At 62.3% G+C, this 24698-nt stretch carries 21 protein-coding genes and 2 tRNA genes; 15 read left to right on the top strand and 8 right to left on the bottom strand.

Annotated features, from left to right (window positions below; all coding sequences use genetic code 11):
- Window positions 1-22: 22 nt before the first annotated feature.
- From HU738_RS24900 to HU738_RS24885, 4 genes are all read right to left on the bottom strand, one after another.
- On the bottom strand, window positions 23-1588 hold the full coding sequence (locus HU738_RS24900; protein WP_186604688.1) for an ABC transporter permease: 1566 nt from the start codon (window positions 1586-1588) through the stop codon (window positions 23-25).
- On the bottom strand, window positions 1588-2601 hold the full coding sequence (locus tag HU738_RS24895) for an extracellular solute-binding protein (protein ID WP_186604691.1): 1014 nt from the start codon (window positions 2599-2601) through the stop codon (window positions 1588-1590). The genes HU738_RS24900 and HU738_RS24895 overlap by 1 nt, the downstream gene beginning before the upstream one ends.
- 243 nt (window positions 2602-2844) lie before the next feature.
- Window positions 2845-2931: transfer RNA gene (locus HU738_RS24890), tRNA-Leu, on the bottom strand.
- 88 nt (window positions 2932-3019) lie between these two features.
- Window positions 3020-3106, bottom strand: a tRNA-Leu gene (locus HU738_RS24885).
- 271 nt (window positions 3107-3377) lie between these two features.
- Here HU738_RS24885 and rnr point away from each other — a divergent pair.
- The 8 genes from rnr (at window position 3378) to HU738_RS24845 (ending at window position 12966) form a co-directional block, all read left to right on the top strand.
- Window positions 3378-5954 carry a ribonuclease R gene (gene rnr / locus HU738_RS24880; protein WP_186604693.1) on the top strand — a complete coding sequence of 859 codons (2577 nt, stop codon included), beginning with the start codon at window positions 3378-3380 and terminating at the stop codon, window positions 5952-5954.
- Complete coding sequence (gene rlmB, locus HU738_RS24875) at window positions 5951-6697, top strand: 23S rRNA (guanosine(2251)-2'-O)-methyltransferase RlmB (protein ID WP_027920757.1); 747 nt, start codon at window positions 5951-5953, stop codon at window positions 6695-6697. The genes rnr and rlmB overlap by 4 nt, the downstream gene beginning before the upstream one ends.
- Before the next feature lie 306 nt (window positions 6698-7003).
- Window positions 7004-7429, top strand: a complete 426-nt coding sequence (gene rpsF, locus HU738_RS24870) for a 30S ribosomal protein S6 (protein ID WP_013974420.1) — start codon at window positions 7004-7006, stop codon at window positions 7427-7429.
- Window positions 7430-7457: 28 nt separating this feature from the next.
- Complete coding sequence (rpsR, locus tag HU738_RS24865; RefSeq protein WP_003249563.1) at window positions 7458-7688, top strand: 30S ribosomal protein S18; 231 nt, start codon at window positions 7458-7460, stop codon at window positions 7686-7688.
- Window positions 7689-7721: 33 nt separating this feature from the next.
- A complete protein-coding gene (locus HU738_RS24860) occupies window positions 7722-8585 on the top strand; it encodes a hypothetical protein (RefSeq protein WP_054887853.1) in 864 nt (287 codons plus the stop codon).
- Between the two features lie 20 nt (window positions 8586-8605).
- Window positions 8606-9052 carry a 50S ribosomal protein L9 gene (gene rplI, locus HU738_RS24855; RefSeq protein ID WP_054887852.1) on the top strand — a complete coding sequence of 149 codons (447 nt, stop codon included), beginning with the start codon at window positions 8606-8608 and terminating at the stop codon, window positions 9050-9052.
- Between the two features lie 111 nt (window positions 9053-9163).
- A complete protein-coding gene (gene dnaB, locus HU738_RS24850; protein ID WP_054887913.1) occupies window positions 9164-10561 on the top strand; it encodes a replicative DNA helicase in 1398 nt (465 codons plus the stop codon).
- 101 nt (window positions 10562-10662) lie between these two features.
- Entirely contained in the window at window positions 10663-12966 is a 2304-nt protein-coding gene (locus HU738_RS24845) for a YgiQ family radical SAM protein (protein ID WP_186604695.1), read from the top strand.
- Between the two features lie 78 nt (window positions 12967-13044).
- Here the strand turns inward: HU738_RS24845 and HU738_RS24840 are convergent, their stop codons facing one another.
- Window positions 13045-13632: a cytokinin riboside 5'-monophosphate phosphoribohydrolase gene (locus tag HU738_RS24840; protein ID WP_186604697.1), complete on the bottom strand. Its 588-nt coding sequence runs from the start codon at window positions 13630-13632 to the stop codon at window positions 13045-13047.
- A 348-nt stretch (window positions 13633-13980) separates the two neighbouring features.
- Here HU738_RS24840 and azu point away from each other — a divergent pair, with 348 nt between their 5' ends.
- Window positions 13981-14427 carry an azurin gene (gene azu, locus HU738_RS24835; protein WP_186604700.1) on the top strand — a complete coding sequence of 149 codons (447 nt, stop codon included), beginning with the start codon at window positions 13981-13983 and terminating at the stop codon, window positions 14425-14427.
- Window positions 14428-14470: 43 nt separating this feature from the next.
- Here azu and nadE read toward each other — a convergent pair whose 3' ends face one another.
- Both nadE and pncB read right to left on the bottom strand, forming a co-directional pair.
- Window positions 14471-15298 carry an NAD(+) synthase gene (nadE, locus tag HU738_RS24830; RefSeq protein ID WP_176510013.1) on the bottom strand — a complete coding sequence of 276 codons (828 nt, stop codon included), beginning with the start codon at window positions 15296-15298 and terminating at the stop codon, window positions 14471-14473.
- 3 nt (window positions 15299-15301) lie between these two features.
- Window positions 15302-16507: a nicotinate phosphoribosyltransferase gene (gene pncB / locus HU738_RS24825; RefSeq protein WP_176510014.1), complete on the bottom strand. Its 1206-nt coding sequence runs from the start codon at window positions 16505-16507 to the stop codon at window positions 15302-15304.
- A gap of 469 nt (window positions 16508-16976) precedes the next feature.
- Here pncB and HU738_RS24820 point away from each other — a divergent pair, with 469 nt between their 5' ends.
- The 6 genes from HU738_RS24820 (at window position 16977) to HU738_RS24795 (ending at window position 23434) form a co-directional block, all read left to right on the top strand.
- On the top strand, window positions 16977-18113 hold the full coding sequence (locus tag HU738_RS24820) for a branched-chain amino acid ABC transporter substrate-binding protein (protein ID WP_176510015.1): 1137 nt from the start codon (window positions 16977-16979) through the stop codon (window positions 18111-18113).
- A 154-nt stretch (window positions 18114-18267) separates the two neighbouring features.
- On the top strand, window positions 18268-19182 hold the full coding sequence (locus HU738_RS24815; RefSeq protein WP_054887845.1) for an ABC transporter permease subunit: 915 nt from the start codon (window positions 18268-18270) through the stop codon (window positions 19180-19182).
- Between the two features lie 2 nt (window positions 19183-19184).
- Entirely contained in the window at window positions 19185-20486 is a 1302-nt protein-coding gene (gene livM, locus HU738_RS24810; protein WP_176510016.1) for a high-affinity branched-chain amino acid ABC transporter permease LivM, read from the top strand.
- Window positions 20483-21358, top strand: coding sequence for an ATP-binding cassette domain-containing protein (locus tag HU738_RS24805; RefSeq protein ID WP_176510017.1), 876 nt, complete (start codon window positions 20483-20485; stop codon window positions 21356-21358). The genes livM and HU738_RS24805 overlap by 4 nt, the downstream gene beginning before the upstream one ends.
- The gene (locus tag HU738_RS24800) at window positions 21355-22071 is read left to right on the top strand and encodes an ABC transporter ATP-binding protein (RefSeq protein WP_186604701.1); all 717 of its coding nucleotides are present in this window, start codon (window positions 21355-21357) and stop codon (window positions 22069-22071) included. The genes HU738_RS24805 and HU738_RS24800 overlap by 4 nt, the downstream gene beginning before the upstream one ends.
- Before the next feature lie 595 nt (window positions 22072-22666).
- A complete protein-coding gene (locus tag HU738_RS24795) occupies window positions 22667-23434 on the top strand; it encodes an SDR family oxidoreductase (RefSeq protein ID WP_186604703.1) in 768 nt (255 codons plus the stop codon).
- A 149-nt stretch (window positions 23435-23583) separates the two neighbouring features.
- On the opposite strand, the gene HU738_RS24790 is transcribed toward HU738_RS24795, so the two are convergent.
- The gene (locus HU738_RS24790; protein WP_186604705.1) at window positions 23584-24681 is read right to left on the bottom strand and encodes an AGE family epimerase/isomerase; all 1098 of its coding nucleotides are present in this window, start codon (window positions 24679-24681) and stop codon (window positions 23584-23586) included.
- Window positions 24682-24698: the final 17 nt, after the last annotated feature.

The raw sequence follows: 24698 nt of genomic DNA, 5'->3' as shown, positions 1-24698 counted from the left end.
GCTTGCCAGCCTGGATTCGTTCTCAAGCCTTGTTCAAGTACATCCGGGTAGTCAGCAAATACACCGGCAACCCCGAAACCACAATCAGCAACGCCGCATAAGGCGCCGCCGCCGCAAACTCGACGTTGGCGGTATGTGCCCAGACCTCTGTGGCCAGTGTGGTCATGCCCGTCGGGCTGAGCAGCAGGGTGGCGGTCAGTTCCTTCATGGCATCAAGAAACACCAGCGCAAACGCTGCCGCCAGCGCCGGGAAGATGATCGGCAGGGTCACCCGGCAGAACGCCGCAAAGCTGCTGGCGCCCAAGGTGCGGGCTGCTTCTTCTAGGGTTGGCGACGCCTTGTTCAGTGCCGTGCGCACTGGCGCCTGGGCCAGAGGCAGGAACAGCAGCGCGTAGGCCAGCAGCAACAGCGCGGTGGTCTGGTACAGCGCCGGCACGTAGTGCAGCGAGAACACCACCAGGGTCAGCGCGATCACCAGGCCGGGCAGGGCATGCAGCAGGTACGGCAAGCGTTCGGCCCACAATGCCAGGCGCCCTTTGTAGCGCACCACCAGGAAGCTGACCGGCAGCGCCAGCAGCACACAGAAGCCTGCGCCACCCAGCGAGACCGACAGCGAAGTCAGCAGCGCTTTGCTGATCGCCGCCACCGGGAAGGCGGCCGACGACCCCACACTCAGCCAGTAACCCAGCATGGCCAGCGGAATGCCGCTGCCAAGAATCGCCAGGCCCAGGCAGAACAGCTGCGCCAACGGCATCCAGCCGCGCAGCCGCACCGGTTGCCCGCGACGCGCCACGCCCTGGCCGATACGCACATGACGGGCTTTGCCGCGCACGCGCAGTTCCAGCCACAGCATCAGCAGGCACAGCGCGAGCAGTACGGCCGAAAGCATGGCCGCGTTGGCGTTGCTGAATTCCAGTTCGAACTGCTGGTAGATCGCCGTGGTGAAGGTCTGCAGGCCGAGGATCGACAAGGCGCCGAACTCGACCAGCATGTGCAGCGCAATCAGCAGTGCACCGCCCAGCATCGACGGCCACAGCAGTGGCAGGGTGATCTTGCGGAACACGCCCCAGCGGCTGTAACCCAGGGTGCGTGCCGACTCTTCAAGCGACGTGTCGAGGTTGCGCAGGGTCGCCGCCACCGGCAGGAACACCAGCGGGTACTTGGACAGTGCCATGACGAGGATCGCACCGCCCAGGCCTTCGAAGTCCGAGCTCAGCGATACCCAGGTGAAGCTGCTGACGAACGACGGCACCGCGAACGGCAGGCACAGCACCACGCCCCACAGCCGGCGGCCGGGCAGGTTGCTGCGCTCCAGTAGCCAAGCCAGGGCCAGGCCAGCCACCATGCACGCCAGCGTGACCCCGGCCATCAGCATCAGGGTGTTGCGCATCAGCCCCCAGACGAAGGGGCGCCAGAGCAGGTGCAGGGCTTCGCGCCAGCCGGCCTCCCAGGCTTTCATGGCGACGTACAGCAGCGGCAGCACGCTCATCGCCACCAGGAACAGCACAGGCAGCAGCACCCAGATCGAGGGGCGCTTGCGGCGCGGCACGTAACGTACCGGCACCGGCTCGGACAGGGCGGCAGTCATCAGAGCAGGCCGACCTCGCGTTCAAGCTCGATCGCTTCCTCGGCGTTGCCCAGGTCGGCTGGCGAGATCTTTGGCGGGCGCAGCTCTTCGAACGGCTTCAGGCCGCGGTCGGAGACCATGCCCTTGTGCAGCGGGTACTCGGCGGTGGTCTGGGTGATCACGCGCTGGCCTTCTTCACTGGCCATCCAGTTGAGCAGGGCCTGGGCTTCCTTCGGGTGCTTGCTGGCCTTGACCGCAGCTGCGCCGGAGATGGTCACCAGGTTGCCGGCGTCGCCGTCGGCCAGATAGTAGAGCTTGGAGTCGAGCTTGCCGCGCTCGCGCTCCAGCGCATACCAGTAGTAGTTGTTGACCAGTACGGCGGCGACTTCGCCTTTTTCCACGGCCTTGAGGGCGACCATGTTGTTGGTGTAGGTCTTGCCGAACGCTTTCAGGCCGGTCAGCCATTCTTCGGTGGCTTCACGCCCGTGCATCTTCAGGATGGCTACAGCTTGCTCCTGAAATGCGCCACTGGTTGGCACGTAGCCGACGCGGCCTTCCCACTCAGGGCCGGCGAAGTCCATCACGGTGGTCGGCAGATCTTTTTCGTCGACTTTCTTCGGGTTGTACACCACCACGCGGGTGCGGGCGGTCACGCCCATCCAGGTGCCGTTGGCGCCAACATATTCCTTGGGCAGCATGTTCAGCGTGGCGTCGTCGATCTTCGCCAGCAGGCCCAGTTCGCCCAGGTTGTTCAGTGGCGGAGATTCTTCGGTATAGATGATGTCGGCCGGCGAGCGGTCGCCTTCCTCGATGATCTGGCTGGCCAGCTGGTTGCTGCTGCCCTTGCGGATATTGATATGGATACCGGTCTTGGCCTCGTAGGCCTTGGCGATGGCTTCGCCGATTTCCTTGTGCTGGCCGTTGTACAGGGTCAGCGTGACCGGTTCATCTGCCAGGGCGGCCGGAGCGCCGATCACCAGGCTCAGAACTGCGGCAGCCAGTGTACGCATCAGCGGTTGCGGGCGGATCGTCATGCGGGTACTTCCTCGCTTACGGCTACATATTCGGAAACAATGGTAAACGAAATCGTTTCTCAAGTGGCCGGGTGACGAGAAATTCATCGGCAGACGAAGGTACAACTCATGAGGGTGTGCCTGCAGTGCTGGCCCCTTCGCGGGCAAGCCCGCTCCCACAGGGGGCTGTGGTGGCTGTTGGGGCAGGGGATTTGAAAATCGCAGGCAAGAAAAAACCCACTAGCAAGCTAGTGGGTTTTTGTATGGTGCCCAGGAGAAGACTCGAACTTCCACGACCGTTAAGTCACTGATACCTGAAACCAGCGCGTCTACCAATTCCGCCACCTGGGCAAAGCTTTACATCGTCTGGAGAAGGCGACTATCGTTCGCTTTCACACAGCAGTAACAGATCCTTGGTCATCTGTTACCTGAAAATATTTGGTGCCCAGGAGAAGACTCGAACTTCCACGACCTTGCGGTCACTGATACCTGAAACCAGCGCGTCTACCAATTCCGCCACCTGGGCACACATTCGAGATAAAAGATGCTTTACAGCGCCGTTCATCTCTACTACAACTTCGGGCTTGTCCGTCGTTGTGGTGCGCACTATACGGACGGTCCTGGGGGCTGTAAACCCCCCAAGCGAAAAAAATTTCAAAAAATTCAACTTGTTGATTCCGAAGGCCTATTGCTCCTCTCTACACACTGCAGCGGGGGCTGTCCAAGGCTGACATTTCCGGTTTCAATACACACATGCCAGAATTCCTATCTATATACCCCAAGGTGAACCCCTTCTGATGGCCGATTGGCAATCCCTCGATCCCGAGGCCGCTCGCGAAGCGGAAAAATACGACAACCCCATTCCCAGCCGTGAGCTGATCCTGCAGCGCCTCGCCGACCGTGGCGAACCGGCCGCGCGCGAGGAGCTGGCGGCAGAGTTCGGTCTTTATGAAGAAGACCAGATCGAAGCCCTGCGCCGCCGCCTGCGTGCCATGGAGCGTGACGGCCAGCTTATCTATACCCGGCGCGGCACTTATGCCCCGGTAGACAAGCTGGACCTGATCTGCGGCCGTGTCTCCGGTCACCGTGACGGCTTTGGCTTCCTGATCCCCGATGACGGCAGCGAAGACCTGTTCCTCAGCCCTTCGCAGATGCGCCTGGTGTTCGACGGCGACCGCGGCCTGGCCCGCGTCTCGGGCGTCGACCGCCGTGGTCGTCGCGAAGGCGTGCTGGTCGAGGTCATCTCCCGTGCGCATGAAAGCGTGGTCGGCCGCTACTTCGAAGAAGGCGGCATCGGCTACGTGACCCCGGACAACCCGAAGATCCAGCAGGAAGTGCTGGTGACGGCCGGGCGTAACGGTGGCGCCAAGATTGGCCAGTTCGTCGAGATCAAGATCACCCACTGGCCTACGCCGCGCTTCCAGCCTCAGGGTGATGTGGTCGAGGTGATCGGCAACTACATGGCCCCGGGCATGGAAATCGACGTTGCCCTGCGCAGCTATGACATTCCCCATGTCTGGCCCAACGATGTGGTCAAGGAAGCGCGCAAGTTCCGCTCCGAAGTCGAAGAGAAGGACAAGGAAAAGCGCATCGACCTGCGCCACCTGCCGTTCGTCACCATCGACGGCGAGGATGCCCGCGACTTCGATGACGCCGTCTATTGCGAACCTTTGGGCAAGCTGCGCATGTTCTCTGGCGGCTGGCGCCTCTACGTGGCGATCGCCGACGTCTCCAGCTACGTGCGCCTGGGCTCGGCCCTGGACAACGAAGCCCAGCAGCGCGGCAACTCGGTGTATTTCCCCGAGCGCGTGGTGCCGATGCTCCCCGAAGAGCTGTCCAACGGCCTGTGCTCGCTGAATCCGCATGTCGACCGCCTGGCCATGGTCTGCGAAATGACCATGAACAAAGCCGGCCAGATGGTCGACTACCAGTTCTATGAAGGGGTGATCCATTCCCATGCCCGCCTGACCTACAACAAGGTCAGCAGCATGCTCGAGCATGCCCGTACCCGTGAGGGCAAGGCGCTGCGCGAGGAATACAAGGAAGTCGTGCCGCATCTCAAGAACCTGTACAACCTGTACAAGGTGCTGCTGGATGCTCGTCACGCCCGGGGTGCCATCGATTTCGAGACCCAGGAAACCCGCATCATCTTCGGTGACGAGCGCAAGATCGCGGAAATCCGCCCGACCGTGCGCAACGATGCCCACAAGCTGATCGAGGAGTGCATGCTGGCGGCCAACGTCGCCACCGCAGCGTTCCTGCAGAAGCATGAAGTGCCCGCCCTTTACCGTGTGCACGACGGCCCGCCGCCCGAGCGCCTGGAAAAACTGCGCGCCTTCCTCGGCGAGCTGGGCCTGACCCTGCACAAGGGCAAGGACCCGTCGCCGAAGGACTACCAGGCCCTGCTGGCGAGCATCGCCGGGCGCCCGGACTTCCACCTGATCCAGACCGTAATGCTGCGCTCGCTGAGCCAGGCGGTGTACAGCACCGACAACAACGGCCACTTCGGCTTGAACTACGAGGCGTACACCCACTTCACCTCGCCGATCCGCCGTTACCCGGACCTGCTGGTGCACCGCGCCATCCGCAGCATCATCCGCTCCAAGGTCGATACCCCGCACGTCAAGCGCGCCGGCGCCATGAGTATTCCCAAGGCGCGTATCTACCCGTATGACGTGAATGCGCTCGACCAGCTCGGTGAGCAGTGCTCGATGACCGAGCGCCGTGCCGATGAAGCCACCCGTGACGTGGTCAACTGGCTCAAGTGCGAGTTCATGAAGGATCGCGTGGGCGAGACCTTCCCAGGTGTGATCACGGCAGTCACCGGCTTTGGCCTGTTCGTCGAGCTGACCGATATCTATGTGGAAGGCCTGGTGCACGTCAGTGCGTTGCCGGGCGACTACTACCACTTCGACCCGGTGCACCATCGCCTGTCGGGCGAGCGCACCGGGCGTAGCTTCCGCCTGGGCGACACCATCGAGGTCAAGGTCATGCGCGTCGACCTCGATGAACGCAAGATCGACTTCGAAGTCTCCGAGCAGCAGCTCAGTGCGCCGATCGGACGCAAGGGGCGTGGTGCTGCGGCGCCAATAGCCGGCAAGTCCGAGCCAGTGGCCGAGGCCAAGGCCACGCCAAAGCCGCGCAGCCGCAAGAGCGAAACCGCCGAAGCGTACTTCCCGAAAGACGCCGTGCAGCGCAACGCCGAAGTGCGCAAGAGCCGTGAAATGAAGAAGGCGCTGATGAGCGAGGCGCGCACCAGCGGCCACGCCAACAGCAAGGCGGACAAGGGCGGCAAGTCGTCCGGCAAGCCGACCAAGCACCGTAAAGGCCCGTCGAAGTCCGGCGCGCCACGCAAGAGCAAGAACAAGTCATGAGTCAGCTGGAAAAGATCTACGGCGTGCACGCCGTGCAGGCATTGCTGCAACACCATCCGAAGCGGGTCAAGCAGATCTGGCTGTCGGAAGGGCGCAGCGAGCCGCGCATCCAGGCGTTGCTGGAGCTGGCCGCGGAAAACCGCGTGCCGGTCGGCCAGGCCGAGCGCCGTGAGCTGGATGCCTGGGTCGAAGGCGTGCACCAGGGCGTGGTTGCCGAGGTCAGCCCGAGCCAGGTGTGGGGCGAGTTGATGCTGGAGGAACTGCTCGAGCGCAGCGAGACGCCGCCACTGATCCTGGTGCTGGATGGCGTGACCGACCCGCATAACCTTGGCGCTTGCCTGCGCACCGCCGATGCGGCCGGTGCCACGGCGGTGATCGTGCCCAAGGACAAGTCGGCGACCCTGACGCCGGTCGTGCGCAAGGTGGCCTGCGGCGCGGCCGAAGTGATTCCACTGGTGGCCGTGACCAACCTGGCGCGCACCCTGGAGAAACTGCAACAGCGTGGCCTGTGGGTGGTTGGCACGGCTGGCGAAGCTGAGCAGGAGATCTACCAGCAGGACCTGACCGGCCCGCTGGTGATGATCATGGGCGCGGAAGGCAAGGGCATGCGCCGGCTGACCCGTGAACATTGCGATTTCCTGGTCAAGTTGCCGATGAGCGGTAGTGTCAGCAGCCTCAACGTGTCGGTGGCGACGGGCGTCTGCCTGTTCGAGGCCGTGCGTCAGCGCCAGGCCAAGCGCTGACCGCTGAAGCCTGTTCTGGCCCTTTCGCGGGTAAACCCGCTGCCACAGGTTTGCGCAAGGTCTGAATCCTGTGCCGTACCTGTGGCAGCGGTTCACCCGCGAAAGGGCCGATGGCCTGTGAATATGTTTCAGGCTGTTCAAATATTCACCAATCACCTTGCTTGTGCGTCTTGCCTTCTCTACAATTGCGCCCCTTGCCGAGCTGGCAGGCGCGCATGTGCCTCCCCTCCGTGCAAGACATACAGTGTCATTCACTCCTTGTCTGACCAGATTCGCTGGCAGACTACTAACCCGTAAGGAGCATTCATGCGTCATTACGAAATCATCTTCCTGGTTCACCCGGACCAGAGCGAGCAAGTCGGCGGCATGGTTGAGCGTTACACCAAGCTGATCGAAGAAGATGGCGGCAAGATCCACCGCCTGGAAGACTGGGGCCGTCGTCAACTGGCCTACGCAATCAACAATGTTCACAAGGCTCACTACGTGATGCTGAACGTTGAGTGCACCGGCAAGGCCCTGGCCGAGCTGGAAGACAACTTCCGCTACAACGATGCCGTTATCCGTAACCTCGTCATCCGTCGCGACGAAGCCGTAACCGGCCAGTCCGAGATGCTGAAGGCTGAAGAAAACCGCAGCGAGCGCCGTGAGCGTCGTGAGCGTCCTGAGCATGCTGAATCCGCCGACGGCGACGACAGCAATGACAGCGACTCCAGCGATAACGCTGACGAGTAATCCACGGACCTTTAGAGGAGCCTATTAAATGGCACGTTTCTTCCGTCGTCGTAAATTCTGCCGCTTCACTGCTGAAGACGTGAAAGAGATCGACTTCAAAGATCTCAACACCCTGAAAGCTTACGTATCCGAAACCGGCAAGATCGTTCCAAGCCGTATCACCGGTACCAAAGCTCGTTATCAGCGTCAGCTGGCTACCGCTATCAAGCGCGCCCGCTTCCTGGCCCTGCTGCCCTACACCGACAGCCACGGCCGCTGAGACCGGGTCGTCGACAAGCAGTAAGGGATTAGCATGCGAGCGTTAGCAAGTTTCATCATGCGCGGTCGTGTGCAGGCCACCCTGGTGGTGGTCATCAGCGCGGTACTGCCGCTGCTGTTCTGGTTGAGTGCCGCTGCCGGCAGCCTAGTGCTGCTGCGGCGTGGGTTCAAGGATGCTTCAACGGTCATCGCCGGCGGCCTGCTGGCCGGGCTGGCCGTGTGGTTGATGGGCGATCCGATCACCTTCCTGGTGATCGCCGGTGCCCTGGGCCTGGCCGCGCTGTTGCGCGCCGAGCATCCCTGGAGCCGTGTGCTGGTCGCCAGTGCCGTGTTTGCCGTGGTTTTCAGCCTCGTGCTCGACATGGCATTGGCACAGACCTTCGATGTGCTGGCCAAGGCGTTTGCCGAAGCCATGCCGAAAATCGAAGGGGAGCCGGTGCTCTCCGGTGAGCTGATCCGCCCTGTGCTGGTCGCTTCCACAGCAGTGACGGTGCAATTGTTCAGCGTGTTGGCCCTGGTGCTGGCGCGTTATTGGCAAGCAGCGTTGTACAACCCTGGAGGCTTCGGTCGCGAATTTCGCGAACTGAGGTTGCCGAAGCAGACCATGGCGGTCTTGGTGGCAGTGATGGTGGTGGCTCCGTTTATCGGGTCGCAGTTCATCATCTTGGCATCGGCATCGAGCCTGGTACTGGTGCTGGCTGGCATCGCCTTGATGCACGGCCTCGTGGCACAGGGGCGACTGGCCGGTTTCTGGCTGGTGGGCATGTACGTGACGTTGCCGCTGATCATGCAGCTGATCTACCCGTTGCTGATGGTCCTGGCCATTGTCGACAGCCTGATTGATTTTCGCGGTCGCAAGTCCCCTCCGGGGAAAGACTCCGCGAACGGTGAAGGTTAAAAGTTAAGAGGTTTTACCAAATGGAACTGATCCTGCTGGAAAAAGTCGCTAACCTGGGCAACCTGGGCGACAAAGTTAAAGTTAAGGCTGGTTACGGCCGTAACTTCCTGCTGCCATTCGGCAAGGCCACCGTTGCCAACGCCGCCAACCTGGCTGCGTTCGAAGAGCGTCGCGCCGAGCTGGAAAAAGCAGCTGCTGAGCGTAAAGCTTCGGCTGAAAGCCGTGCTGCCCAACTGGCCGAGCTGGAAGTGACCATCACTGCCACCGCTGGCGACGAAGGCAAGCTGTTCGGTTCGATCGGCACCCACGACATCGCTGACGCCCTGACCGCCTCCGGCGTTGAAGTGGCTAAAGCTGAAGTTCGTCTGCCGAACGGCACCATCCGTCAGGTTGGCGAATACGACGTAGCCGTGCACCTGCACAGCGACGTTGAAGCCACCGTACGTGTGGTCGTCGTAGCTGCCTAAGCTGCGCTGACTGGTGGTCCCTCACGGGATAGCCGGTTAACATCGGGCACGGTCCTGTTCACTCAGGCCGTGCCCTTTGTCTTTTTCATCCTCCAGAATTCTTTCGTGGCCATGAACGAGATCACCAACTCCGAACAGCTCGACCTGCAAACCGCTGCCCTGAAGGTGCCGCCGCATTCCATCGAGGCCGAACAGGCCGTGCTCGGTGGCCTCATGCTGGACAACAACGCCTGGGAGCGGGTACTGGACCAGGTCTCGGATGGCGATTTCTATCGGCATGACCACCGCCTGATCTTCCGTGCCGTGCACAAGTTGGCCGACGCCAACCAGCCATTCGACGTGGTGACCCTGCACGAGCAGCTGGACAAGGAAGGCCTTTCGTCACAGGTTGGCGGCCTGGCATACCTGGCCGAACTGGCCAAGAACACCCCCTCGGTGGCCAACATCAAGGCCTACGCCGCGATCATTCGCGAGCGGGCGACCCTGCGCCAGCTGATCAGCATCAGTACCGACATCGCTGACAACGCCTTCAACCCGCAAGGGCGCAACGCCGAGGAAATCCTCGACGATGCCGAGCGGCAGATCTTCCAGATCGCCGAGGCGCGGCCTAAAACCGGTGGCCCGGTGGGTGTCAACGAACTGCTGACCATGGCCATCGACCGCATCGATACGCTGTTCAACTCCGACAGCGACATCACGGGCGTGTCCACCGGCTTCACCGACCTCGACGAGAAGACCAGCGGCCTGCAGCCGGCCGACCTGATCATCGTCGCCGGTCGACCGTCGATGGGTAAGACCACCTTCGCCATGAACCTGGTGGAAAACGCCGTCCTGCGTACCGACAAGGCGGTGCTGGTGTTCTCCCTCGAGATGCCAGGTGAATCGCTGATCATGCGTATGCTCTCGTCCCTGGGCCGCATCGACCAGACCAAGGTGCGTTCCGGCCAGCTGGATGACGACGACTGGCCGCGCCTGACCTCGGCAGTCAACCTGCTCAACGATCGCAAGCTGTTCATCGACGATACCGCCGGTATCAGCCCCTCGGAAATGCGTGCGCGTACCCGCCGCCTGGCCCGTGAGCACGGCGAGATCGCCATGATCATGGTCGACTACCTGCAGCTGATGCAGATCCCGGGTTCGGCCGGTGACAACCGGACCAACGAGATTTCCGAAATCTCCCGCTCCCTAAAGGCCCTGGCCAAGGAATTCAACTGCCCGGTGATTGCCCTGTCGCAGCTGAACCGCTCCCTGGAACAGCGCCCGAACAAACGCCCGGTCAACTCCGACTTGCGTGAATCCGGTGCGATCGAGCAGGACGCCGACGTGATCATGTTCGTGTACCGCGACGAGGTGTACCACCCCGAGACCGAGCACAAGGGCGTGGCGGAAATCATCATCGGCAAGCAGCGTAACGGCCCCATCGGCTTCGTGCGCCTGGCGTTCATCGGCAAGTACACCCGCTTCGAGAACCTCGCGCCGGGCATGTACAACTTCGACGACGACGAATAAGCCTCAGCTTCGTGAATCCGACAACCACCGTCGGATTTGGTCAAAATTTGTGCTATATTCCGCGCCCGCGATTTCCCTGCACACCAGAACCGGTCACTGACATGCAAGCAGCCAAACCACTCTACGACTATCCCAAGTACTGGGCCGAATGCTTCGGGCCAGCACCTTTCCTGCCGATGAGCAGGGAGGAGATGGATCTGCTCGGCTGGGATTCCTGCGACATCATCATCGTGACCGGTGATGCCTACGTCGATCACCCTTCGTTCGGCATGGCCATCATCGGCCGCCTGCTGGAAGCCCAGGGCTTCCGCGTGGGCATCATCGCCCAGCCGAACTGGCAGTCGAAAGACGACTTCATGAAGCTTGGCGAGCCGAACCTGTTCTTCGGCGTGGCCGCCGGCAACATGGACTCGATGATCAACCGCTACACCGCGGACAAGAAAATCCGTTCCGACGACGCCTACACCCCCGGCGGGTTGGCCGGCAGCCGTCCGGACCGCGCCAGCCTGGTGTACAGCCAGCGCTGCAAGGAAGCCTACAAGCACGTGCCGATCGTGCTCGGCGGCATCGAGGCTTCGCTGCGCCGCATCGCCCACTACGACTACTGGCAGGACAAAGTCCGCCATTCGATCCTGATCGACGCCAGCGCCGACATCCTGCTGTTCGGCAACGCCGAACGTGCGGTGGTCGAAGTGGCCCAGCGCCTGGCCAATGGCGAGAAGATCGAGACCATCACCGACGTACGCGGTACCGCCTTCGTGCGCCGTGACACGCCGCAAGGCTGGTACGAGATCGACTCGACCCGTATCGATCGCCCCGGCCGTGTCGACAAGATCATCAACCCGTACGTGAACACCCAGGACACCCAGGCCTGCGCCATCGAGCAGGCCAAGGGCGAACAGGAAGACCCGAACGAAGCCAAGGTGGTGCAGATCCTCGACAGCCCGAGCGTTACCCGGGAAAAGTCGGTGATCCGCCTGCCGTCGTTCGAGAAGGTGCGGAACGACCCGGTGCTCTATGCGCACGCCAACCGTGTGCTGCATCTGGAAACCAACCCGGGCAATGCCCGCGCCCTGGTGCAGAAGCACGGTGAGGTGGATGTGTGGTTCAACCCGCCACCCATTCCGATGAGCACCGAGGAAATGGACTACGTATTCGGCATGCCTTATGCCCGTGTGCCACACCCGGCCTACGGCAAGGAGCGCATCCCGGCCTACGAGATGATCCGTTTCTCGGTAAACATCATGCGTGGCTGCTTCGGTGGCTGCACCTTCTGCTCGATCACCGAGCACGAAGGCCGCATCATCCAGAACCGTTCCCACGAATCAATCCTCAACGAGATCGAGGAGATGCGTGACAAGGTGCCCGGCTTCACCGGCGTGGTTTCGGACCTTGGCGGCCCGACCGCCAACATGTACCGCATCGCCTGCAAGAGCCACGACATCGAGAAGCACTGCCGCAAGCCGTCCTGCGTGTTCCCGGGCATCTGCGAGAACCTCAACACCGACCACAGCTCGTTGATCGAGCTGTACCGCAAGGCCCGCGCCTTGCCGGGTGTGAAGAAGATCCTGATCGCCTCGGGCCTGCGCTACGACCTGGCGGTGGAATCGCCGGAGTACGTCAAGGAGCTGGTGACCCACCACGTTGGCGGCTACCTGAAGATCGCTCCGGAGCATACCGAGCGTGGCCCGCTGGACAAGATGATGAAGCCGGGCATCGGCACCTACGATCGCTTCAAGCGCATGTTCGAGAAGTTCTCCAAAGAGGCGGGCAAGGAACAGTACCTGATCCCGTACTTCATCGCCGCGCACCCAGGCACCACCGACGAAGACATGATGAACCTGGCCCTGTGGCTCAAGGGCAACGGCTTCCGCGCCGACCAGGTGCAAGCCTTCTACCCGTCGCCGATGGCGTCGGCCACGGCCATGTACCACTCGGGAAAGAACCCGCTGCGCAAGGTCACGTACAAGAGCGAAGGGGTGGAGATCGTCAAGAGCGACGAGCAGCGCCGCCTGCACAAGGCGTTCCTGCGCTATCACGATCCGAAGGGCTGGCCGATGCTGCGTGAAGCGCTGCAGCGCATGGGCCGTGCCGACCTGATCGGGCCGGGCAAGCACCAGCTGATCCCGCTGCACCAGCCGCAGACCGACACGTACCAGAGCGCGCGCCGCAAGAACTCGACCCCGGCCGGCAGCCACAAGGTGGGCAAGGATCAGAAGATCCTCACCCAGCACACCGGCCTGCCACCGCGGGGCAGTGATGGCAGCAAGCCGTGGGACAAGCGCGAGAAGGCCAAGGCCGAGGCATTCGCCCGCAGCCAGCAGGCTGCCAAGGAGCGTAAGGAAGCCGCCAAGGGTGGTGGCGGCAAGGGCAAGAAGCCGCGTCAGCCCGTCATCCCGCGCTGATTTTGCAGGCCGGTAGAGAAACCTGTGGGAGCGGATGAACCCGCTCCCACAGGTTAGGTGTTGGCCTGCTGATCGGGATCAGTCAGGCTTCTTGTCGACCCATTTGGGCAGCACCGGCGACTCGAACCGCTCCATCCCGTCCAGCAGCTCATCTGCCCGCTGCGCCAGCAACAGCATGGCCCGATGCTGCGGCCGCACGAAACCTTCTTCGACGATATGGTCGAGGAAGCCACCGAGCTTCTCATAGAAGCCATTCACATCGAGCAGCCCCAGCGGCTTGGCGTGATAACCCAGTTGCCCCCAGGTCCACACCTCGAACAGCTCCTCCAGCGTACCCAGGCCACCCGGCAAGGCGATGAAGGCGTCGCTCAGCTCGGCCATGCGTGCCTTGCGCGCGTGCATGCCGTCTACCACTTCCAGGCGACTCAAGCCCTTGTGGCCGATCTCGGCGTTCATCAGGCTTTCGGGAATGACCCCGATCACCTCGCCGCCCGCAGCCATGGCCGCGTCGGCGACGGTACCCATCAGGCCGACCGCACCTCCGCCGTAGACCAGGGTCAGGCCGCGGCGGGCAATGGCCTGGCCCAGCGCGATGGCCGCTTCACGGTAGGCAGGGTTGGCGCCGATGCTGGCGCCGCAGAAGACACATACGGAACGTACAGGCATTGCTCATCTCCAGTCACTCAGGGCGACAGGGTACGGCGCATGCCCGTCGGTTCCAAGGCTGGTTTCACTCCGGACGGGAGAATTCACAGCTGGCGCCCGTGGCACCGTGGGCGTAGGCGGCAAGCAGGCTATTCATGAAAGTTGAAAGGGACATTGCGATTGCTCCTAAATCAGTGGTTGTCCCATCGTCCATTAAAAGGGCATGATGTGCCCTTAGATTGGTTGTATACAATCCATTGAACAATTCTACTGGCTGGCCACTTGACACCCCCTTGACCCATATCAGCAGGGGGCTGAACGGTTTCAGGCAGTCTCGCAATTGATAAAACCCTGCCAAGGAGATTCATGATGTTTGCGAAAGCTGTAGCGGTATCCCTGCTGACCCTCGCCAGCGCTTCTGTCTTCGCAGCCGAGTGCAAAGTCACTATCGACTCGACTGACCAGATGTCGTTTAACACCAAGGACATCGTCATCGACAAGAGCTGCAAGGACTTCACCGTCGAACTGACCCACTCCGGCAACCTGCCGAAGAACGTCATGGGCCACAACGTGGTCATCAGCAAAGCAGCTGACATGCAGCCGATCGCTACCGACGGCCTAAGCGCAGGGATCGAGAAGAACTACCTGAAGGAAGGTGATGCGCGCATCATCGCCCATACCAAGATCATTGGTGCTGGCGAAAAAGACTCGGTGACTTTTGATGTGTCCAAGCTGGTTGCTGGCACAGAGTACGGCTTCTTCTGCTCGTTCCCAGGCCACATCTCGATGATGAAAGGCACTGTCACGCTCAAGTAAGCATGCAGTGAAAACCGGGGCCGCTTAGCGGCCCCGGTCGTTTTCACGGGGCGAACGGCAGTTCGCGCTTGTGCTGGGTCTTGCGGTAGGTGGCGACGATGATGTCGAACGCTGCCTGATCCACCGGCTGCCCATGGAGGAAGGCATCGATCTGTTGGTAGGTCACGCCATGGGACGCTTCGTCCGGCTTGCCCGGTTCCAGGTCTTCCAGGTCGGCAGTCGGCACCTTCTCCACCAGCGACTCCGGCGCGCCGAAGCTGCGTGCGATCGCCCGCACCTGGTTCTTCACCAACCCGCTCAGCGGCGCCAGGTCGCAAGCGCCGTCACCGAACTTGGTAAAGAAGCCCATCACCGCCTCGGCGGCGTGGTCGGTGCCTATCACCAGGCCTGCGCGAGCGCCGGCGATGGTGTACTGGGCGACCATGCGCGTCCGTGCCTTGACGTTGCCGACCACGAAGTCCACCAGGGTTGGCGAGCCGTTCTTCAACTCCGCCACTTCCGCTGCCAATGCACGCACGGCCGGGGCGATATCCACGGTGTGCACTTCATCGGCCTTGATCACCTCGAGGCAGGCCTGGGCGTCGTGCTCGTCATGCTGTACCTGGTACGGCAGGCGCACGGCGATGAAGGTGTAGGCCTGGTCGCCGGTTTCGGCACGCAGCTCGTTGATGGCGCGCTGGGCGAGCAGGGCGGCAGTCAGCGAATCGACGCCGCCGCTGATGCCCAGCACCAGGGTCTTGAGCCGGGCATTGGCCAGGCAGTCCTTGATGAACGCCACGCGCCGGGCGACTTCGGCCTCGAGCGCAGCGGCGTCGGCGAACGGCGGCTGTACTTTCAGCGCCTGGGCAATTTCCTGCTGAACCGCTTGCATGGGTTACTCCTTGCTGGGGACTTTGAATACGTGACGCAGGTAGGCGACGAAGTTGTGGTCACGGCACTGGGTCTTGGCGGCCTCGTCCGAAATCTTCGCCACCGGCGAGCCGTTGCAGTCGGTCATTTTAAGCACGATGTTCATGGGCGCCACACCCGGGATGTCACAGGTAAGGTTGGTGCCGATACCGAAGCTGACATTGATGCGACCGCGCAGGGCACGGAAGATTTCCAGTGAGCGGGTCAGGTTGAGCCCATCGGAGAACACCAGGGTCTTGGTCATCGGGTCGATACCCAGCTTCTGGTAATGGGCGATGGCCTTTTCCGCCCAGGCCACCGGCTCGCCCGAGTCATGCCGCAGGCCGTCGAACAGCTTGGCGAAGTACAAGTCGAAATCGTTGAGGAAGGCATCCATGGTGATGCAGTCGGTCAGGGCGATGCCGAGCAGCCCTCGGTACTCGCGGACCCAGCAGTCCAGGGCGGCGATCTGGCTGTCGATCAGCCGTGGGCCGAGTTGCTGGTGGGCCATGATCCACTCGTGGGCCATGGTGCCCAGTGGCTTGATATCCAGTTTCCAGGCCAGGTCGACATTGCTGGTGCCGACGAAGCGGCCCGGGAAGTCGTCGCGCAGCACACGCACCACGTCCTCCTGCACACGGCTGGAAAAGCGCCGGCGGGTACCGAAGTCGGCCACCTGCAGCTCGGCCAGCTCGTCGTCGCTGGCGTGGGCGCGCAGCCAGTCGAACTTGCGGTACAGCTGATCGCGGGCTTCGGCCAGGCGCATGCGCGGGTGCAGATGGCGGTTGCGCACCTCGCTGATGATGGCCAGTAGCGGCACTTCGAACAGGATCACGTGCAGCCAGGGGCCTTTCAGGCGCAGGTACAGCTGCTCGTTGTCGATGCCAAGGCGCACATAGCGCAGGTTGAAGCGGAACAGGCGCAGAAAGCGCAGGAAGTCGGGCTTGAGGAAGCTGATGCGTTCGAGGAAGGCCGGCTGGCCATCATCCAGCGTCAGGTCACTGAGACGTTCCAGCTGGTGGCGAATCTCGCCTAGGTAGGGGCGCAGGTCCTCGCCGTTGCGGCAGCGGAATTCCCATTCGACGTCGGCGTCCGGGTAGTTGTGTAGCACGCCCTGCATCATGGTGAGCTTGTAGAAGTCGGTGTCGAGCAGGTTGTGCACGATGCGCTCGGCGAATGCGCTCTCGCTCATCAAAGGTGGCTCCGGAAACGGCGAATGGTGGACATTGTGCCAGTCTTTTCGATCCTGTTGTGTCTGGGCCGGCCTCTCTGGGAGCGGGCGAGCCTGCGAAAGGGGCTTAACCGCCAAAACTAGTGGCTTTTTCCGTGCACCCGCTAGCCTTGAAACAGTGCTGCCTGTAGCAGTTGCGCACCAGCGGTGTGCACTTCGGTGACGTCCACTGTTACAGGGTGGTTGCACGTAAACACTTGCCGGGGTTGCAATGATGGCACTTGCTGGTTGCGCCTTGTCTGTACGTAGGGTGGCGCCTGCCGCGTGGCAGACGGTTGCACGCTCAATAAAGGAAAGGCCGTCGGTCGCCTTGGGGCGACCTCTGCAGTGTGTTTTCCCGGAAGACAAAACCGATGGCACGGCCCTTGCTCTGAGCACAGGGCTGAGAAGTTGTAGTGCCAACCAAAAAAAACTCTAGGAGCACCACCTCATGTCGCAGACGTTTTACAAGAAGGGTTTCCTGGCTCTGGCCATCGCCACGGCCTTGGGTGTTTCTTCGTATGTTCAGGCCGACGTCAAGATCGGCGTCGCGGGCCCGATGACCGGGGCCAACGCAGCGTTTGGCGAGCAATACATGAAAGGTGCGCAGGCCGCGGCGGACAAGATCAACGCCGCCGGTGGCGTGAATGGCGAGAAGATCGTCCTGGTGAAGGGCGATGACGCCTGCGAGCCAAAGCAGGCCGTGGCCGTGGCCAACCGCTTGGTCGACCAGGACAAGGTGATCGGCGTGGTCGGTCACTTCTGTTCCTCCAACACCATCCCGGCTTCCGAGGTGTATGACGAAGCCGGCGTGATCGCCATCACCCCCGGCTCCACCAACCCGCAAGTTACCGAGCGCGGCCTTTCTGCCATGTTCCGCATGTGCGGCCGTGACGACCAGCAGGGCATCGTCGCCGGCGACTACATCGTCGACGTGCTCAAGGGCAAGAAGGTCGCGGTGCTGCACGACAAGGACACCTATGGCCAGGGCCTGGCCGATGCCACCAAGGCACAGCTGGAGAAGCGTGGCGTCAAGCCGGTGCTGTATGAAGGCCTGACCCGTGGCGAGAAAGACTTCAGCGCCGTGGTCACCAAGATCCGTGCGGCTGGCGCCGACGTGGTCTACTTCGGTGGCCTGCACCCGGAAGCCGGCCCGCTGGTGCGCCAGCTGCGCGAGCAGGGCCTGAAGGATGTCAAGTTCATGTCCGATGACGGCATCGTCACCGACGAACTGGTGTCCACCGCCGGTGGCGCCCAGTACGTCGATGGCGTGTACATGACCTTCGGCGCCGACCCGCGCCTGCTGCCGGACAGCAAGGCGGTGGTGGAAGAGTTCCGCAAGGCCGGTACCGAGCCTGAAGGTTACACCCTGTACGCCTACGCTTCGCTGCAGGCGCTGGCCGCCGCGTTCAACGGCGCCAAGTCGAACAAGGGCGAAGACGCCGCCAAGTGGCTCAAGGCCAACCCGGTCAAGACCGTCATGGGCGAGAAGAAGTGGGACAGCAAGGGCGACCTGACCGTATCCGACTACGTGGTCTACCAGTGGGACAAGGACGGCAAGTACCACCAGCTGGAAAAACAAAAATAATAACGGCAGCTGGCCCGGACGCCGGTCCGGGCCATTGCCCCTGCGGTACCTGTCCTTATTCGGAGACCTGCACGGTTCTGCGCTGCCAGTCCCGCTTCATCCGTGGCATCTGGTAGTCGCTGCGCGTGCAGTCTCGCTCAGGTGAGATTGCGTTATGGATGGTATTTTCCTGCAGCAACTGGTCAACGGCCTGACCCTCGGGTCGGTCTATGGCCTGATCGCCATCGGCTACACAATGGTCTATGGCATCATCGGCATGATCAACTTCGCGCACGGCGAGGTGTACATGATCTCCGCGTACCTCGCGGCGATCAGCCTGGCATTGCTGGCTTACTTCGGTATCGAGTCGTTCCCCCTGCTGATGCTGGGCACGCTGTTGTTCACCATCGTCGTCACCGGCGTGTATGGCTTCACCATCGAGCGCATCGCCTACAAACCCCTGCGCAACTCCACCCGCCTGGCACCGCTGATCAGTGCCATCGGTATCTCGCTGATCCTGCAGAACTACGCACAGATCAGCCAGGGTGCCCGCCAGCAAGGCGTGCCGACCCTGCTCGAAGGCGCCATGCGCATCGAGGTCGGCACCGGCTTCGTGCAACTGACCTACACCAAGATCTTCATCCTGGTGGCGGCGTTCGTCGGTATGGGCCTGCTGACCTATGTGATCAAGTACACCAAGCTCGGCCGCATGTGCCGCGCTACCCAGCAAGACCGCAAGATGGCCTCGATCCTCGGCATCAACACTGACCGGGTCATCTCCTATGTGTTCGTCATCGGCGCGGTGATGGCCGCCCTGGCCGGCGTGCTGATCACCCTCAACTACGGCACCTTCGACTTCTATGCTGGCTTCATCATCGGTATCAAGGCGTTCACTGCCGCAGTACTGGGCGGCATCGGTTCGCTGCCTGGCGCCATGCTCGGCGGGATCATCCTGGGGATTTCCGAGTCGCTGTTCTCTGGCCTGATCAACTCCGACTACAAGGACGTGTTCAGCTTCTCGCTGCTGGTGATGATCCTTATCTTCCGCCCACAAGGCCTGCTGGGTCGCCCGCTCGTGGCTAAGGTGTGAACATGTCGATTGCCAAGATTGCCTCTGCCTCCGAAACCAACGGTTTCGATATCAAACGCAGCTTGCTGGAGACCCTCGTCGCTGGCCTGCTGGCGCTCATCGTTTTCGGCCCGATCGTCGGCGTGGTGCTCGACGGCTACACCTTCAACGCCGAACCACGCCGGGTGGCGTGGCTGGTCGGCGGGGTGATGCTCGGGCGCTTCCTGCTCAGCCTCTTCGTGCAGACCGCCGCCGGCCGGCGCATGCTCGAAGGCTTCGACAGCGGCGGCTCGGGCGTGCACGTCAACGCCCCGGACTACAAGTCGCGGTTGCGCTACATCATCCCGGCGCTGGTGGTGATCGCCATCATCTTCCCGGTGTTCGCCAACAAGTACCTGCTGACCGTGGTCATCCTCGGCCTCATCTACGTGCTGCTGGGCCTGGGCCTGAACATCGTGGTCGGCCTCGCCGGCTTGCTCGACCTGGGCTATGTGGCGTTCTATGCCATCGGTGCCTACGGCCTGGCGCTGGGTTACCAGTACCTCGGCCTGGGCTTCTGGAGCGTGCTGCCGCTGGCGGCCATCGCCGCAGCGCTGGCGGGGTGCATCCTCGGCTTCCCGGTGCTGCGAATGCACGGTGACTACCTGGCGATCGTGACCCTGGGCTTCGGCGAAATCATCCGCCTGGTGCTGAACAACTGGCTGTCGTTCACCGGTGGCCCGAACGGCATGCCGGCGCCATCGCCGACCTTCTTCGGCCTGGAGTTCGGCCGCAGGGCCAAGGACGGCGGGGTGCCGATCCATGAGTTCCTCGGCATCGACTACAACGCCAACCTCAAGTTCGTGTTCATCTACGTCGTGCTGTTCATCGTCGTGCTGGCGGTGCTGTACATCAAGCACCGATTGACCCGCATGCCCGTGGGCCGTGCCTGGGAAGCACTGCGCGAAGACGAGATCGCCTGCCGTTCGATGGGGCTGAATCACGTGCTGGTCAAGCTCTCGGCGTTCACCCTCGGTGCTTCCACCGCGGGCCTTGCCGGGGTGTTCTTCGCCACCTACCAGGGCTTCGTCAACCCGTCGTCGTTCACCTTCTTCGAATCGGCACTGATCCTGGCCATCGTCGTGCTCGGCGGTATGGGCTCGACCGTCGGTGTGGTGATCGCCGCCTTCGTGCTGACCGTGGCGCCGGAGCTGCTGCGCAGCTTCTCGGAATACCGTGTGCTGCTGTTCGGCGTGCTGATGGTGCTGATGATGATCTGGCGACCGCGTGGGCTGATCCGCATCAGCCGTACCGGTGTGACCCCGCGTAAAGGAGTGGCGCCATGAGCGACGAAATCATTCTCTCGGTCGACAACCTGATGATGCAGTTCGGCGGCATCAAGGCGCTCAGCGACGTCAGCCTCAAGGTCAAGCGCAACCAGATCTTCGCCCTGATCGGCCCCAATGGTGCCGGCAAGACCACCGTGTTCAACTGCCTGACCGGCTTCTACAAGGCCAGTGGCGGGCGTATCGAGCTGAACGTGCGCGGCAGCCGCACCAACGTCATCCAGCTGCTTGGCGAGCGCTTCCAGGCTGCGGATTTCGTATCACCTGCGCGCTTTGCCAGCCGCCTGTACTACAAGATGTTCGGCGGTACCCACCTGGTCAACCGCGCCGGCCTGGCGCGAACCTTCCAGAACATTCGCCTGTTCAAGGAAATGTCGGTGGTGGAAAACCTGCTGGTGGCCCAGCACATGTGGGTCAACCGCAACTTGCTGGCCGGGGTGCTCAACACCAAGGCCTATCGCAAGGCCGAAAGCGACGCCCTCGACCACGCGTTCTACTGGCTGGAAGTGGTCGACCTGGTCGACTGCGCCAACCGCCTGGCTGGCGAGCTGTCCTACGGCCAGCAGCGCCGCCTGGAAATCGCCCGGGCCATGTGCACACGGCCGAAGATCATCTGCCTGGACGAGCCGGCTGCCGGCCTCAACCCGCAGGAGACCGAAGCCCTGAGCCAGATGATCCGCGTGCTGCGTGACGAGCATGACATCACCGTGGTGCTGATCGAACACGACATGGGCATGGTCATGAGCATTTCCGACCACATCGTCGTGCTCGATCACGGCAACGTGATTGCCGAAGGCGCGCCGCAGGATATCCGCCACAACCCGACGGTGATCGCCGCCTATCTGGGTGCAGACGAAGAGGAACTGGTATGAGTGCACCCATTCTCGAACTGAAGGACCTGGACGTCTTCTACGGGCCGATCCAGGCGCTGAAAAAGGTCTCGATGCACATCAACGAAGGCGAGACGGTGAGCCTGATCGGTGCCAACGGCGCCGGCAAGTCGACCCTGCTGATGTCGATCTTCGGCCAGCCGCGGGCGGCGGCGGGGCATATCGTCTACCGGGGCACCGACATCACCCGCAAGTCGTCGCACTACATTGCCTCCAATGGCATTGCCCAATCGCCGGAAGGGCGCCGGGTGTTTCCCGACATGACGGTTGAAGAGAACCTGATGATGGGGACCATCCCCATCGGCGACAAGTACGCTGCTGAAGACATGCAGCGCATGTTCGAGCTGTTCCCGCGCCTGAAGGAGCGGCGTAACCAGCGGGCCATGACCATGTCCGGTGGCGAACAGCAGATGCTGGCTATTGCCCGGGCACTGATGAGCCGGCCGAAGCTGCTGTTGCTGGACGAGCCATCGCTGGGGCTGGCGCCGATCGTGGTCAAGCAGATCTTCGCGACCCTGCGCGAGCTGGCCAGGAGCGGGATGACGATCTTCCTGGTGGAACAGAACGCCAACCATGCGCTGAAGCTGTCGGACCGGGCTTACGTGATGGTCAACGGGCAAATCCGCATGAGCGGGACGGGGCAGGAACTGCTGGTCAACGAAGAGGTCCGCAACGCGTATCTCGGCGGGCATTGAGCGATAGCCGGGGCTGCACTGCAGCCCCTTTGTTCAATGTGGACAACTTGTCGCATATGTTTCTCGCGCCACGCTACGATCCCCCCGCAAGCCTTTGTTTCCACAGGGCAGATCTTGTCCACGATTAATGTGGAGCCGCCTGTGGAAAACATGGTGGCATCTCGCGCTATCCCTTTATTCACAAGGCCTGCAAGGCTCTGGTCATAATTTGATCAGTTACCCTCGGTGTCTGTTCTCAGCGGCATTTATTCACCGGTGAACGCCTTTGGATTGCGCTTGTTTTCCTGTGGATAACTCTGTGAAAAAGCATTGGACAGACCGCTGTAGGCGGCATGCTTGAAAGCGTTGCGCCATCACCGGAAAGCTATCCACCGACCCTGGCAAGCTGAAAGGGTTCCGCGCAGGCGACAAGTTGCCCCCAATCCGTGGGGAAAGCCTTGTGGATAACATGCGTATAGCTGGCGTCGAGCCCTCTGCCACAAGGGTTTGAAGCACATGATCAAAAAATGAACAGCGACCTCGACGGCTTGCTGCAAAGGCGCGTCGCGGGCATGCTGCAAAGCTGTCTAGGAAAACCTACCGTGAGGAATCGAGCATGACATCCACCGTATTCATTACCGGCGCGACTTCCGGTTTTGGCGAGGCCACCGCTCGCCGCTTTGCCGAAGCCGGCTGGAAGCTGATACTCACCGGCCGTCGCAAGGATCGCCTGGATGCCCTGTGTGCCGAACTGTCGGCCAAGACCGACGTGCACGGCCTGGTTGTCGACGTGCGTGACCGCAAAGCCATGGAGCAAGCCGTGGCCAACCTGCCGGCCGGCTTCGAGAAGCTTCGCGGCCTGGTCAACAACGCCGGCCTGGCGCTGGGTGTGGACGCAGCGCAGAACTGCAGCCTGGACGATTGGGAGACCATGGTCGACACCAACATCAAAGGCCTGATGTACACCACCCGCCTGCTGCTGCCACGTCTGATCGCCTACGGCCGTGGTGCGTCGATCCTCAACGTGGGTTCGGTAGCGGGCAACTACCCGTACCCGGGCAGCAACGTGTATGGCGGCACCAAGGCCTTTGTCGGCCAGTTCTCGCTGAGCCTGCGCTGCGACCTGCGCGGCACTGGCGTGCGGGTGAGCAACCTCGAGCCGGGCCTGTGCGAAAGCGAGTTTTCGCTGGTGCGCCATGGCGGTGACCAGGCCAAGTATGACGCCACCTATGCCGGGGCTGAGCCGATCCAGCCGCAGGACATCGCCGAGACCATCTTCTGGATCCTCAACCAGCCGGCGCACATCAACATCAACAGCCTTGAGCTGATGCCGGTGCGCCAGGACTTCGCGGGGCTGTCGATCGACCGCTCTACCAGGGACTGATCCGAGGGCCCTGCCACCAGACCTGTGGGAGCGGCCTTGCGTCGCGAAAGGGCTGCGCAGCAGCCCCGCGGTTTCAGCGCAAATGCATAAATTGCTGGGGCTGCTTTGCAGCCCTTTCGCGACGCAAGGCCGCTCCCACAGGGGAGGTGTCAGCTCAGGCGCTGCAAACCTTCCAGGCAGGTAGCAAGGTGATAAGGCGTAGTCGACGGCATGTCATGCCGGCTCACCGCCCCTTCACCATCCCGGCATTCATACCAGCCACCGGTATGCAGAAACTGCTGTTCCATCGCCTTCAACTGGACCAGCAGCTTCGCCTCATTCCCCGAGCGCAATGCCAAGGCCCGCAGGTATTCCGCCTGCGCCCAGATCCGTTGGGTCGCATCGAGCACGTTGCCGTCTGCATCGAGCATGGCCAGCACCGCCGCGTTGTTCACCCCGCACAACTCGGCATAGCCGAAGGCCCGCTCGAGCGACGCATGCAGCGGCGTGCCTCGCAGCAGTGGCGAGGTTTCCAGCAGGTAATACCATTCGAACTGATGCCCCGGCTCGAACCAGTTATCCACGGCGCCGAGCGGCTTCTCCAGCATGAGCCCATGTTGCGGCTCGATGAAGTGTTCCTGCAGGGCTGTGCACAGTTGCAGCAGCGACTGCTGCACGTGCTCGTCCTCGCGTACCGCCAGCACTTGCAGGAAGGCCTCGGCCAGGTGCATCTGCGGGTTCTGCAGCGGGCCGCTGCCGAGGTCGGCCCAGTCTTCGCCAAGGCTGGCTTCGTACAGGCCATCATCCCGGGCGAATTGCTCGTCGACCACTTCCAGGGCGGCATTGAGGGTGGCTTCCACCAGCCCTTCGCCGACCTTGCCCCAGTAGTGCGCGCAGGCAAACACGATGAAGGCGTGGGTGTACAGGTCCTTGCGCCGGTCCAGCGGCTTGCCCTCGGCGTCGATGCTGTAGAACCAGCCGCCATGCTCGGCATCGTGGAAGTGCTTCTGCAACGAACGGAACAGCGCCGCCGCCCGCTCGGCCGCCCCCGGTTGCTCGATACGGCTGCTGAACAGGTACAGCTGACGGGCACAGGCCATGGCCCGGTAGCGCTGCACCGGCAACGGACGGTGCTGGGCGTCGAGGGCCTCGTAGGGCAGGGCCATGTCGGCGTTCCAGCCCGGGCCTTGCCACAGCGGCACGATGCGTTCGGCGAAGTGCTGGTTGAAGCGGGCCAGTTCGGGCTGGTTGGGGTGGGGGTTGGGCATGTTGGCGCTCGTCGCAT

This window comes from Pseudomonas vlassakiae, assembly GCF_014269035.2.
In the GTDB taxonomy this organism is placed as follows: domain Bacteria; phylum Pseudomonadota; class Gammaproteobacteria; order Pseudomonadales; family Pseudomonadaceae; genus Aquipseudomonas; species Aquipseudomonas vlassakiae.
This window is presented reverse-complemented; position numbering and strand designations above follow the sequence as displayed.